Source organism: Pseudomonas sp. lyk4-R2A-8 (genome assembly GCF_030209095.1).
In the GTDB taxonomy this organism is placed as follows: Bacteria; Pseudomonadota; Gammaproteobacteria; order Pseudomonadales; family Pseudomonadaceae; genus Aquipseudomonas; species Aquipseudomonas quebecensis.
Genome location: NZ_JARVSS010000033.1, coordinates 1 through 12,836 on the forward strand (window position 1 = coordinate 1; position 12,836 = coordinate 12,836).

Annotated in this window: 12 protein-coding genes; 8 read left to right on the forward strand and 4 right to left on the reverse strand. The window is 63.5% G+C overall.

Going from position 1 to position 12,836, the window contains the following annotated elements:
* The first annotated feature begins 214 nt into the window (after positions 1-214).
* The gene (locus QRN10_RS23270) at positions 215-1,954 is read left to right on the forward strand and encodes an OPT family oligopeptide transporter (protein WP_285429245.1); all 1,740 of its coding nucleotides are present in this window, start codon (positions 215-217) and stop codon (positions 1,952-1,954) included.
* 109 nt (positions 1,955-2,063) lie between these two features.
* Positions 2,064-2,690, forward strand: a complete 627-nt coding sequence (locus QRN10_RS23275; RefSeq protein WP_181081480.1) for a glutathione S-transferase family protein — start codon at positions 2,064-2,066, stop codon at positions 2,688-2,690.
* Positions 2,691-2,766: 76 nt separating this feature from the next.
* Here QRN10_RS23275 and QRN10_RS23280 read toward each other — a convergent pair whose 3' ends face one another.
* A complete protein-coding gene (locus tag QRN10_RS23280; protein ID WP_181081481.1) occupies positions 2,767-4,530 on the reverse strand; it encodes a S8/S53 family peptidase in 1,764 nt (587 codons plus the stop codon).
* A gap of 124 nt (positions 4,531-4,654) precedes the next feature.
* On the opposite strand from QRN10_RS23280, the gene QRN10_RS23285 reads away from it, so the two are divergent.
* Positions 4,655-6,115 (forward strand): MFS transporter, encoded by a 1,461-nt coding sequence (locus QRN10_RS23285; protein ID WP_285429246.1) that lies wholly within the window; start codon positions 4,655-4,657, stop codon positions 6,113-6,115.
* 36 nt (positions 6,116-6,151) lie between these two features.
* Here QRN10_RS23285 and QRN10_RS23290 read toward each other — a convergent pair whose 3' ends face one another.
* On the reverse strand, positions 6,152-6,595 hold the full coding sequence (locus tag QRN10_RS23290) for a hypothetical protein (protein WP_285429247.1): 444 nt from the start codon (positions 6,593-6,595) through the stop codon (positions 6,152-6,154).
* 217 nt (positions 6,596-6,812) lie between these two features.
* On the opposite strand from QRN10_RS23290, the gene QRN10_RS23295 reads away from it, so the two are divergent.
* Together QRN10_RS23295 and QRN10_RS23300 are read left to right on the forward strand one after the other, a co-directional pair.
* On the forward strand, positions 6,813-7,178 hold the full coding sequence (locus QRN10_RS23295; protein WP_181081483.1) for a hypothetical protein: 366 nt from the start codon (positions 6,813-6,815) through the stop codon (positions 7,176-7,178).
* A gap of 109 nt (positions 7,179-7,287) precedes the next feature.
* Positions 7,288-8,028: a BPL-N domain-containing protein gene (locus tag QRN10_RS23300; RefSeq protein ID WP_285429248.1), complete on the forward strand. Its 741-nt coding sequence runs from the start codon at positions 7,288-7,290 to the stop codon at positions 8,026-8,028.
* A gap of 12 nt (positions 8,029-8,040) precedes the next feature.
* On the opposite strand, the gene QRN10_RS23305 is transcribed toward QRN10_RS23300, so the two are convergent.
* Positions 8,041-8,988 carry a helix-turn-helix transcriptional regulator gene (locus QRN10_RS23305; protein ID WP_181081485.1) on the reverse strand — a complete coding sequence of 316 codons (948 nt, stop codon included), beginning with the start codon at positions 8,986-8,988 and terminating at the stop codon, positions 8,041-8,043.
* Positions 8,989-9,160: 172 nt separating this feature from the next.
* Between QRN10_RS23305 and QRN10_RS23310 the strand changes: the two genes are divergently transcribed.
* From QRN10_RS23310 to QRN10_RS23320, 3 genes are read left to right on the forward strand one after another with little or no spacing between them, the layout of a single operon-like run.
* The gene (locus tag QRN10_RS23310) at positions 9,161-9,589 is read left to right on the forward strand and encodes a hypothetical protein (RefSeq protein ID WP_181081486.1); all 429 of its coding nucleotides are present in this window, start codon (positions 9,161-9,163) and stop codon (positions 9,587-9,589) included.
* Between the two features lie 3 nt (positions 9,590-9,592).
* The gene (locus QRN10_RS23315; protein ID WP_285429249.1) at positions 9,593-10,954 is read left to right on the forward strand and encodes a M48 family metallopeptidase; all 1,362 of its coding nucleotides are present in this window, start codon (positions 9,593-9,595) and stop codon (positions 10,952-10,954) included.
* A 3-nt stretch (positions 10,955-10,957) separates the two neighbouring features.
* Positions 10,958-11,623: a hypothetical protein gene (locus tag QRN10_RS23320; protein ID WP_285429250.1), complete on the forward strand. Its 666-nt coding sequence runs from the start codon at positions 10,958-10,960 to the stop codon at positions 11,621-11,623.
* Between the two features lie 8 nt (positions 11,624-11,631).
* Here QRN10_RS23320 and QRN10_RS23325 read toward each other — a convergent pair whose 3' ends face one another.
* Positions 11,632-12,501 (reverse strand): AraC family transcriptional regulator, encoded by an 870-nt coding sequence (locus QRN10_RS23325; RefSeq protein ID WP_285429251.1) that lies wholly within the window; start codon positions 12,499-12,501, stop codon positions 11,632-11,634.
* Positions 12,502-12,836: the final 335 nt, after the last annotated feature.

Genomic DNA, 12,836 nt, shown 5'->3' on the forward strand with positions numbered 1-12,836 from the left:
AGGAAGGGGGCGTCCATTCCATTACCACAGCAAGCCCGCTCACCACAGCAAGCCCCGCTCACCACAACCACATCAAGCTCTCTCAATCCAACAAGGCTGTTCATAGCAGCAAGTCCGCTCAGCACAAACAGAGGTTCGGGTGTCGTTTCAGGAACCTTCGAGGCTGAGGGGGCTCACTTGTTGGGTCGCTCTTTTTTTGCTGAAAGGACTCCGCATGCCTTCCACCCCGCCAGCGCTCCCTGAGCACGGCCCTATCCAACGCGAGCTGAGCCTGCGTGCTGTCGTCACCGGCACGCTGCTCGGTATCCTGCTTACGCCTTCCAATGTCTATGCCGGGTTGAAAATCGGTTGGTCGTTCAATATGTCGATCATCGCCCTGTTGGTCGGTTATGCGATCTGGCAAGGCCTGGCGCGGCGTTCGTCGCAGGGGCTGCCGTGGACGTTGCATGAAAGCAATATCAACCAGACCGTCGCCTCGGCCGCCGCGTCGATTATCTCCGGCGGGCTGGTGGCGCCGATCCCGGCTTATACCTTGCTGACCGGTAACCAGTTGGACGCGTTGCCGATGATCGCCTGGGTGTTCTCGGTGAGTTTCCTGGGGATCTGGATCGCCTGGTACCTGCGGCCCTCGTTGCTCAATGACGACGGGCTGAAATTCCCCGAAGGCATGGCCACTCTGGAAACCCTGTTGCACATCTACAACCACGGCCGCGAGGCCGCGACGCGCTTGAAAGTACTGCTGGGCGCGGCGGTGTTGTCGGGGCTGGTCAAGTGGGTCGACACGTTCCTGTGGGCGCTGCCGCGCTGGTCGCCGAGCGCTCACTTGGAGCGCCTGACGTTCACTGCCGACCCTTCGCTGTTGCTGGTGGGATTTGGCGGCATCATCGGCCTTCGCGTCGGTCTGACGCTATTGCTCGGCGCCTTGCTCGCGTGGGGTGGGCTTGCGCCATGGCTGCTTGCCGAAGGCTTGGTGACGCTGCCCGCCGGCAGCACCGGCCCGCAGTTTGCCGCGCTGGTGGAATGGCTGTTGTGGCCGGGCGTGAGCCTGATGGTGTGTTCGACCCTGGCGTCCCTGGCCATTCGGTTGTGGGCGCTATATGCGTCCAGCCGCTCTACCGGGGCGCAGGCTTGGCGTGTGCCCAAGCCCGGTCCGGCCGCTGGATTCGTGCTGGCGATTGCCTTGGTGGTCAGCCTGCAGGCGCTGTTGTTCGGCATCAACCTGTGGATGGCGCTGCTGACCATTCCGTTGGCCATTTGCCTGGCCGCCGTGGCCGCGCGGGTTGTGGGCGCCACGGGTATTCCGCCGATTGGCGCCATCGGGCAATTGTCCCAGCTGAGTTTTGGCATCGTTGCGCCGGGCCAGGTACCGATCAACCTGATGAGTGCCAACACCGCCGGTGGTTCAGCCGGGCAGTGCACCGACCTGATGAATGATTTCAAGGTGGGCAAGGCGATTGGCGCCACGCCGCACAAGCAGGTGATCGCGCAGATCCTGGGCATTTTTATCGGCAGTATCGTCGGCGTATTTGCCTACCTGGCGCTGATCCCCGACCCGCAGACCATGTTGTTGACCGAGCAGTGGCCTGCTCCGGCCGTCGCCACCTGGAAAGCCGTGGCGCAAACCCTGACCCATGGGCTTGACTCGTTGTCGATCAGTATCCGCTGGGCGATTGGGTTGGGTGGCGTGATCGGGGTACTGCTCGGCGTTCTGGACAGCACCTTGCCCGCGCACCGTACGCGTTACCTGCCCAGCGCCGCCGCGTTGGGCCTGGCGTTCGTGCTGCCCGCGTCAGTGTCGCTGATGATGGCCCTCGGCGCCGTGCTCACCTGGCTGATGAGTTGCCGTTGGCCGAGCCTCACCGAACGCTTCGCGATCACCGCCGCAGCCGGCTTGATCGCCGGGGAAAGCATCACCGGCGTCGGCGCTTCGCTGTGGGCGATGGTCAACGGTTGAGGGCGAAACGGCTCGGCTGCACTCGCCTCATTCAGGTGCTTAATAGACGGCACTCGGGCGCGTTGGCGTAGTCTGTTGCTACACACCTACTGTCGTTCGCGGAGTTTGCATGATCACTGTCCACCACCTGAACAACTCGCGCTCCCAGCGCATCCTGTGGCTGCTTGAAGAATTGGGCGTGCCTTACGAGATCAAGCGCTATCAGCGCGACCCCAAGACCAACCTCGCGCCGCCTGAACTCAAGGCGGTCCACCCGCTGGGCAAGTCCCCAGTCATCGAGGACGGCCCGCATGTGGTGATCGAATCCGGCGCCATCGTTGATTACCTGATCCGCCGCCACGGCCAGGGCCGCCTGCAACCCGATCCGGCCAGCGCCACCTATGACGAATACGTGCAGTGGCTGCACTTCGCCGAAGGCTCGGCGATGCTGCCATTGATGCTCAACCTGTATGTGGGGCGCCTGGGCGATGCCGGCGCGCCGTTGCACCCGCGAATCGAATCGGAACTGGCCAACTACCTCGGCTACCTGAACGACGTGCTGGAGCGCACCCCTTACCTGGTGGGTGAAGACTTCAGCGGCGCGGATATCCAGATGAGTTTCATCGGTGAAATCGCTCAGGCACAGGGCAAGTTGCAAGCCTACCCGCACCTGGCGGCGTGGCTGCAGCGCCTGCAGGCGCGCCCGGCCTATCGCAACGCGGTGGAGCAGGGCGGCGAGTACGCGTTCGCCAAATGACCGCATGATGCCGGCGGCAGTGGCGTCGACCGTGCCGCTGCCATGGCCTGTTCGCCGGGCTTGAAGGCCCGGCGCTTCAGCGCACCCGCGTTCGGCTCTGCACCGCCAGGTCCAGGGCTTTTTGCATGTCCAGGCGGGCCGAGCGTCCTACATCTTTGTCGTTAAGCTGATAGTTGCGTTCCGAGGGCAGGATCGGCGCGGTGAGGTCCTGGGCGTCGCTGCGTTCGAAGTCGTGGTTGTCACCGATGGTCATGGCGCTGCGGCGCAGCAGCATGCGCAGTTGCTCGGGCTGCAACTGCGGGTTGATCGACAGCATCGCCGCCACGAGGCCGGCGACCATCGGCGTCGCGTACGAGGTGCCGCAATGCACGGCGCCTTGCTCATCAGCGCCCGGGGTCGAGGCGTGGGTGCAAGCGGCGGCGGTGATGTCGACGCGCATGTCGACGTTCGAAGAGGTGCGCGTGACCGCATAGCCGGGGTCATCCACCGCCACGTCGGCGCGTTCGCTGCGCTGATGCCCGCCCACCACCAGCAATTGTTCGGTGATGAACGAGGAGGGCAGGCGGTAGTCATCGGTGCCGGAGAATGACGAGCCGTTGCCGGCCGAGTTCACCACGATCACGTCGGGATGCTCCTTGCGCAGCCATAGGAAAAACTCCTCCAGCAGTTCCTCATAGCCGCCCATGGCGATTCCCGAGCGCACCAGGGAATCGACCTCCTTGCCATTGACGTCTTGGGTGCCGACGCGATGGATACCCCAACTCCAGTTCAGCACCCGCACGCCGTCCTCCACCAGGTTGACCGAAGCTGCGATGTTGGCAGTGATGCCGGCGTCGGAATTACGGTCGACGATGACCTCGAAGCCGCCGCTGGCCTTATCCAGGCCGCGCAGGAACCCGCGGTTGCCGCCCTTGTCCCAGCGCGCTGCGAGGATGCCGGCCACGGTGGTGCCATGGCTGTCGGGCTTGGTGCTGTCGCGGGCGTAGACGCAGGTGCGCTTGGGCGAACAGGCGCCGAGGTCGTCGGCGAAGTCCGCAGTGTCGAAATCCACACCGCGCTCGATCACGCCGATGCGGATCGGTTGTGGCGTAATCGGTGTGTGGTGACCGGGAATGCGTCGCTGATAGTAGGCAACCGCATCGAGAAAACGGTTGGCGGCCCACTCGTCGGAGTCCGCCGCGGGTTTGTTCGGTTTCGCCTGGGGCGCGGCCTGTTCCTGCTCTTCGGCGCCGGACTCTTCGATCACCACCGCATCCACCCCGGTCTCGCTGCCCAGGCGCAGCACCAGTGCGTCACGCTGCGTCAGGTCTTTGGCCGGCACTCGCAGCTGGTAGACATTCAGCGGCGCGATGGCTCCGACCACCGTCGCTCCATACTTGCGCGCCAGACGCTCGGCTTCCTGGCGCCCGTTCTGGTCTTCTTCGATCAGCACGCTGACCAGGTCGACATAGGTGGTCAGGCCGTCCATGTTCTTCGCCACTTCATCGGGTCGTGCGGCCACCACGTGGCTGTGACGCAGGGTCAGCCAGGCTGCGTTGCTGGTGCGCGGGCCGTCCTCCAGCCATAACGGGCCGCTCTGGTAGTGGCTGCTGTCGAGGTGCAGGCGCAGGGTGTCGCCATCACGCTCAACGGCTGGCGCGGGCAGCGCCTTGCCCGCCAGTTTCAGCTGCGGCGTGGCGGCGCCTAGCCCACGTATGCTGAGGCACCAGTCCTGTTGGCGGTTCTCCAGCAGGTTGCCGCAGCGCTTGAGGTTTTCCAGGCGCAGCGGCTCCTGGGCGCACGCGGCGGCGCTGGCAGTTAACGTGAGGAGGGTCGCGAGGGCGCTGGATTTGAAGGGCATGGGGCTGGTTCTTTGCCGGGAGGTGTTGTTCCGACTGTGGCGCAGGGCGCTGCGTTCCAAGACTTTGAACTCCTGCGGCGCCGCTTGGCTCCTACTTCATAGGTTCTGCACCAGGGATGTCGCGATGACCGATCAACACCTGCCTGCCGGCACACCCGGCGCCGTCTTTGAAACCGACTTGCCGGCGCGGCTCGACCGCTTGCCCTGGGGCCGCTTCCACACCTTGCTGGTGTTTGCGCTGGGTATCACCTGGCTGCTTGACGGCCTGGAGGTGACCCTGGCCGGCTCGGTGTCCGGGGCCTTGAAAAACAGCCCTGACCTGCGCATGAGCAATTTCGACATCGGCCTGGCCGGCGGCGTGTACATCGCCGGCGCCGTGCTCGGGGCGCTGCTGTTCGGCTGGCTCACCGACCGCCTGGGGCGACGCAAACTGTTTTTCATCACTTTGTGGCTGTACATCGGTGCCACCGCAGCGACGGCGTTTTCCTTCAGCCTGGAAAGCTTTTTGCTGTTTCGCTTCCTTACCGGCATGGGCATCGGCGGCGAGTACACGGCGATCAATTCGACCATCCAGGAATTCACCCCGGCGCGTTATCGCGGCTGGGTCGACCTCACCATCAACGGTACTTTCTGGCTGGGTGCCGCGCTGGGCGCCGGCGGGGCTATCGTGTTGCTTGACCCGAACGTGGTCGGCGGCGACCTCGGCTGGCGCCTGTGTTTCGGCATCGGCGCTGCGCTGGGCCTGATTATTCTGGTCATGCGCCTGTGGCTGCCGGAAAGCCCGCGTTGGCTGTTGATTCACGGCCAGCACGACGAAGCCCGGCGCATCGTCGAAGGCATCGAAACCCGGCTGCGCCACCAGAGCCATGCTTTGCCTGCCGTGAGCGGCCCCGGCCTGCGCCTGCACCCACGCGACCACACGCCGCTGGGCGAAATCTTCCACACCCTGTTCGTCAGTTTTCGCCGCCGCGCGCTGGTGGGCATGACCCTGCTGACCGCCCAGGCGTTTTTCTACAACGCGATCTTCTTCACTTATGCCCTGGTGCTCACCGACTTCTACCAGGTGCCCGCCGAACAGGTCGGCTGGTACGTGCTGCCGCTGGCTCTGGGAAACTTCTGCGGGCCGCTGCTGCTGGGGCGGCTGTTCGATGTGATCGGCCGGCGCGTGATGATCAGCTTGACCTATGCGGTGTCCGGTGTGCTGTTGGCGTTGAGCGGGTACGCGTTTGCGCAAGGCTGGTTCGACGTGACCCAGCAAGCCATCGCGTGGATGGTGATTTTCTTCTTCGCCTCGGCTGCCGCCAGCTCGGCGTACCTGACCGTCGCCGAGACCTTCCCCCTGGAAATCCGCGCACTGGCCATCGCCGTGTTCTACGCATTCGGCACCGGGCTGGGCGGGATCATCGGGCCGACCTTGTTCGGGCAACTTATCCAGACGCAACAGCGCGGCAGTTTGTTGATCGGCTATCTGATCGGCGCCGTGCTCATGTGTGGCGCGGCGGTGGTGCAGGCGGTCTGGGGCGTGGCGGCGGAGCGGCAGGCACTGGAGACGGTGGCCAGGCCGCTGTCGCAGGCACGGGACTGAGGCGAGAGCGGTTCTGCTTCAGGTTAACTCCGGCATTCAGTGCATGCTGATGTACTGGAAATGCGCACGAGCTGTTTCGATAGCGTGACGCACTTCATCTTTCTGAGGTTCGTTGCCGGAGTAATAGATACGCATGCCGCTCAAGTCGAGCGAATCAAACGCGGTCTTGATAATCGCCACGTCGAGCGAGGTGCCCGAGCCGATAATTAAGAATCCGTTCTCCCCCGCGCTTTTTGCTCCCACCAGTGCCTGCCGAAGTTGGGTCGCGTTGGCACCCCCTCCCGCCGCAATCGAGATGCTGTCGCCGATCAGACCATGACTTGGGATTTTTACCGTGGGCAAGCTGACCGTGTTTTGGCCGGCTGCGAGCGTCATGACGTGGATGTCGGAAGCTTCCAGAACAATCTGCTGATCACTTTTACCCTGTGACGCGCAACCCGCAAGGATTGCCAATAAGGCCGCAGCTATTAATGACTTCATCTCATTTTCCTTGATGGGAGGGCTTCCGTGCGTGGGCATGATAGAGGTCGAATCAAGCAATAGCCATAGCACCTTGAGGGGCCGCTGGGATCAATCGAAACTGCGGTTGGCGGCGAAGCCGGCGCCATGACACCCGGAGATAACGCTGGTGTCGCCTTGGTTTATCCACTAATTTCTGCCATCACACGCCCACGCTACATCCCACGGAATTCGCCCCATGCCTCTGCGTTCGAGCCTGTTGTGCCTGTGTCTGTTCAGCGGCCTGAGCCAGGCCGCCGTCGACTGTTCCGCCCTGGCGGAAAAAATCTCCGGCACGGCGCCTGAGTTTCATCCTTCGGTGCAGGGCAAGGTGATCGGCACCGGGCGTGCGCATTTTCATACCGCGCCGGATGAGGCCTGTGCCAACAAGACGCTGTTCGTGATCCCCGGTGACGGCCTGACGGTCTACGCCATGCTGGAAGACCAGTCGTGGGTGCAAGTGAACTTCGTCGCCAAGGATGGCGAGGACTACACCGGTTGGGTCAAGGCCGACCGGGTGGAGATCGGCGAGGCTTACGGCGCGCCGTCGGAGGAGGTGCAGTGACCGGCGCCAATCAGGATCTCAGGCCGATTTACAACTGTTTACGTATTGCTTGATGGCTTCGCGTTAGGCTTCTTACCGACCCGACCCCACGTTGAATGAGCCTGCAAGCATGAAGCTCCCCGCCATCGCCGCCGTGTTTATCGCACTCGTTACGCTGCACTCGCCTTGGACGCAAGCCGCTACACCCCTCACACATGTCGCCATCTACCGTGGCCCGGCGGGCTGTGAGGACTGTTCCGAAAACGTCAAACAGGCGTTGCTGCGGCTCAGCCCCGATTACCAGATCGATTTTGTGGGGGCTGACGAAGCGGTCGACATCACCCCCCAAACCCTCGCGCGTTATGACCTGTATGTTCAGCCCGGCGGAGGCCAGGACATTCCTGCGGCGCTGGACAGTTTAGGTGCGGCGCGCGTGCAAGCCATCCGCGAATACGTGGCCAGGGGCGGGCGCTACCTGGGGTTGTGCATGGGGGCTTATCTGGCCGATAAGGGCAACTTCGGTTTGATCCGCTACGACCTTGATTCCGAAGCCGGGCGGCCTGGTTTTGAAGTGAAGGGCATTGAGGACGCGGCGGTGAGGGTGGTCTGGGATGGCAAGGCCGACAGCGTGTTTTATCAGGATGGACCTTATTTTCCCAAGGCCGATGCGCGCGCGCCGTATACGGTGATTGCCACCTATGCCAATGGCGATGTCGCGGCGGCGCGGTACACCTATGCGAAAGGTGTGGTGGTGCTGAGCGGCCCGCATCCGGAGGCGGGGCAGGAGTGGTTCGAGGACGCCGACATTGCGCTGAGCAGGATGCCCAGAGGCGAACTCTTTGGCGTATTGGTGCGCAAGGCGGCTGAATAGGCGCACCGAATATCAGGACTCAGCCCCCGGCGGATGGCCGAAATGCGCCTTATAGGCATGGTTGAAGTTGGCCGGGTTGGCGTACCCCAAGCGGTGGGCAATCTGCGCCACGTGCCATTTGCGCTGGCGCAGCAGGGTGCGCGCCAGTTCCAGGCGCTGCTGGCGCACGTAATCGAGCATCGACTGGCCGTACACGCGGCTGAAGGCGCGTCTCAGGGTGGTTTCCCCCACGCCCAGCTCCCGGGCCAGCGCCAGCGTGCCGGGCGGGTTCATCAGGTTGGCGTCGAGCTGAAAGCGTGCTTCGTGCGCCAGGTCCGAATGGCTGCGCAACGCGGCCACGGGCTTGGCCGGCTGCGGCGCCAGATGCGTGGCCAGTTCGACCAGCACGGCCAGGCTCAGGCTTTCCTGATTCAGCCGCTCCAGCGCGCCCTGGTAGGGCGAATGATAAAGCCGCTCGAGCAAACGTCCGAGTGCGCGGCAGCCGTTCAGCGCTGAAAAGTGCATGCCATCATCGAGCAGAGACGCCAACGGCTGCAGTGACGCGTCTTCTTCGGCCATTTCGCGCAGGTAGTCGCCGCCGATGCGCAGCCCGGCCATGCGCGCACCACTGCCCGCTGGCATCTGGTCCATGGCTTCCATGCTTTCGCTCAAGCCCAGCACATGGGGCGCGCCGGGGGTGTATTCATTCAGCACGCCGTCCACCCGATGTTGCCACTGCCCACCCAATACCTGAACGATGCACAGGCTGTCGGGCAGCACCTTGTGGATGCTCAACGGTTCGGGGAACTGCAGGTCACAGTCGAAATACTGCAAGTGCGACCGCACCGTCTGCGCGCGGTAATGCCCGATCGCGCTGCCCATGACTTGCCGCGCGCTGTCGTCGAATACGCCGGCCTGGTCCAGGGCCTCCGGGTGATCGAAGCAGAATTGGGTATCCAGATACGGGTTACGGCGGTCCATTGAAAAAGCCTCCGTCAAGGCTGGTTGGCAACGTTGCATCATACCGACATCACGCAAAGGGATCAGTTGTTGTGAGCCACGGCCTTATTGTTGTGCGCAGCGGCCGCACCGCTTGGCAGAGCCTTGTGCGTTGATTTCAATGGTCGGCTTTGAACTGTCGAGGAAGCCGATGATGTTGATTTATCGCAAATGGGCGGCCCTGTTGGGCTTGGTGCTGGCCGTGTTCGCGGGGATCGCCCACGCTGACAATCGCCCGGAAGTCGCGGAAAAAGTGCTGGCCTACGCTGGCGAGGGCGGTGTGAAGGTCTGGACCCTGCGCATCGGTGCACGCAGCGACAATCAGGCGCTGGTGCAAGTGGAGGGCGTAGACCACGACTGGAACATGAAGATCCAGAAAATGGCCGTGGAAAAGACCGGTAAGGACACCCGCTATTCCACCACCGTGGACGGCCAGAAGTTTGTGGTGCTGGTGCTGCAACAGGGCTGGGGCGAGCTGTACTTGCCCGGCGAAGCTCAAGCGTTGAATGTCGGCTATGACGAATTCCTGTCCAGCCAAGGCAATGCGCAGGCGTTCCTGACTGACTACCTGCAGGCCAATTGAGCAATGAGCCGATTCGGACGGTGGTCATGGGCGCTGACGATGCTGCTGCTGCCGCTGGCCCTGATGGGGTGGGCCAGTGTGCAGAGCTGGCGCGCCGATGAAGTGCTGCGCGAGGCGCAGGGTATCGGCAGCGACTACGCCTGGCTCCGCGTGCGTCAGGCTCTGGCCGGGTTGGCGTATTGGCTGGCCCTCGCCGCGTTGGTGGCAGGGCCTGCGACGTGGCTGAAGCTGCGGCTGGACGCCTGGCGCGCGCGGCAATCCAGGGACTTTCTCTACGACCGCCTGTTCCTCTGCTGGCGTGCCCTGGGGCAGTGGTTGGTGGCCTACACCGGGCTGTTGGTCGGCGCGCTGGCGGTAAGCCTGCTATATGAATTGAGCTGGGGCTGGAGCCACTTCAAGGCCGGCGGCTGGTTCATGCTGTTGGTGGCGGTGCCGGTGATTGCGGTGCTGTGGGTCGGGTGCCTGCTGATCGAGCGGTTGCGCCGGCAATGGCACGCCCTGGACCGGCCGTCCTCGGCGTTTCTGGGGCAAGCCATGGGGCGCGACAAGGCCCCGGCCTTGTGGGGCTGGATCGAACAACTGGCCCATACCGCCGGCGCACCGGTGCCCGACCATATCGTGGTGGGCATCGACCAATCGTTTTTTGTCACCAGTGTCGATGTGGCGCTGCAACCGGCCGGTGATCTGCTCACCGGGCGTACTCTTTACCTGCCGCTGACGTACCTCTCAACCCTGAGCCAGGCCGAGACGGCGTCGATCATCGGCCATGAGCTGGGGCATTTCAGCAGTCGCGACACCGAGCGCGGCAGCGAAATCGGCGCGCATTTCAGCCTGATGTGCGTGCACTTTTCGTTTATCAGTGCGGGGGATGCCGACCCGGCGTGGATCGAGCGCCCGGCAATCTGGATGACGCAGCGTTTCCTGCACCACTTTCAACTGGCAGTGCACCACTGGGGCCGCGCCCAGGAACTGCTGGCGGATCGGGTGGGCGGCAACATCGGTGGCGAGCGGTTGTTCTGCCAGGCGCTGCTACGGGTTATCGCGCTGGACGCCGAAATCAACACGCTGCTCAGCGAGCGTCACCCCAACCTGATCCAGGCCCTGGCCGACCACCTGCGTCGCACACCGCTGCGCTTGAACGAAGCGGCGCTGGACCATGCCATTGCGCACCCTTTCGATACGCACCCGCCGACAGTGCTGCGCCTGCAGCAACTGGGCGTGGTGCTGGATGACGCCCTGCTGGCCGAGGCCACGCGCGTGCCCACCGAACACGACCGCCACTGGTTCAGCCAGCTCACCCAGGCGTCGTCCGCGCCTGCCGCGCAGCCCTTATCACCGCCACTATCCATCGCCCAAGGAGAATGACCCATGACCCAACCCTCCGATCCGCTGTCGGATCTGGCCAGCACACTCAGCCAGGAATACGCCGATTCCCGCGACGCTCAGCGCGAGCGTGCGGTCGCCGAACTCGAGCAGGTTATCCAGCGCGTGCCCGAGCAGACCGAATTCACCAACTCGCGCCGGTACAAGGTGCGCGGCCCGCTGTTTTTACTGATTTCCCTGGCGCTGCTGGGGTTCGCGCTGCACCGGGGCTCCACCGGCCTGGGCGTGTGTGCCGCAGTGATGGCGGTGCTGTTTGTGTTGTTGACGTGGCAGCACCGCAACGCCGGGCAACACGCCTTTATGCGCCTGACCCGCCGCCAGCTGTTTGTGGACACCCTCAGCGCGCCGGTGGATCTGGTGGACATTGTCGATGTTTCCATCAGTGAGGAAGGCTGGCTGACGGTGCAGAAACTGATTTTGCGTGCCGATGCGCCCCTGCCTGTTCATCGCTCCGCGCGACAGCTGTTCGGCAACCAGGCCCTGGCCCTGAAAAAGCCTCAGCCGCAGATCCGCATCCAGTCCGCCGGCCTGATGCAGGGCGGCCGCACCCTGGATTGCGACCAGATCGCAGAGATCCTCAACGCCTATTGCCAGGCCGCCCATGCGCAACGTCACCTCGATGCGTTGCGCCAGGAGGCCCAGCGGGCTTGATCGGTCCGCTAGCGCAGCGGCACATACACATCGGTCTGCCATTGATCCTGCGGCGTCTCGGGGTAGACGCTCAGGTAATGGAAGAACAGCGGGTGGTCGCGAAGCTCCTCGCCGCTGGCAGGCAGCCAATCGCGGTAAATCGGATAGATGGTTTCGCCGATATGATCCGGCGAGCCCACATGCCGCACCACCACGCAGCGCCCGGCAGGAATGACGCGCGCATGTACGCCAAACTCGTTTGGTGCCACCGCCGCGTCAATCCCGCCACAAACGGCGAAGCGAAACGCCTCCGGCGCGGTGGTATCGGGGTTGTTATACGGAATGCCAAACGTGCGGCTCGACGCCACCGGCGACTGGCCGCTCTGCTTGCGCCATTCGATAAATCGACTGGTCGTCTGATTGACCAGCCCGGCGGGCCCGCAATGCTCAAGCGCGGCCACCCGGGTTTCGGGGAATTCTACAATGCGTAATTGCATGATGATCGTCCTGGAAAAGTGAGGGATAGCGAACACCGCATTCCAGGTCTGCCAGTTCGGCGCTTTCCTGAACGCACTCGGCGCCATACCGAACGCCCGCCGGAACGCCCGGCTGAATGCCTCCGGGCTATCGAAACCGGCACTGAGCGCGGCCTCCAGCACCGAATAATCGGCAGCGGTCGCCAGGCTATGGGCCGCACGACGCAGGCGCATCAGTTGCACATAACGCGACACCGGCACGCCGACGAACGCGGTGAACTGTCGATGGAAGTGAAACGCCGAAAAATTCGCCACCCGGCTCAACGTATTCACCGACAGGTCGCCTTCGAGATTGGCCTGGATGTAGGCGAGGACGGCGTTGAAGCGCTTGGTGTAGGCGAGGTGGGTCGGCGTTTCGGACACTGGGAGAAACTCCTGGAAGGGCGGTCGGCGATAGAGTCGACTATAGCGGGGCGCGCGTGCCTAGCCGGGTTTGCTCAAGGTGAGATTGGGGTAAGAGGCTCTACACAACGCGTTCGGTGAAAACATAACCTGAGAACACCAGGTTTTTGTGGTGAGCAGGCTTGCCCTGCGCTGGGCTATTAGTGGTCTGCCCCCATAGTCTTAAGCACGCTTGTTCGCTTCCTGAATAATGCCCGTGTATCTGGTAGCTGGCAGATATCGGCACATCACCGCCAAGCGGCTGTAGTGGTCAACTAATCCCGGACACGACGTTAAGTTTTTCCTCGGCCCGCGCT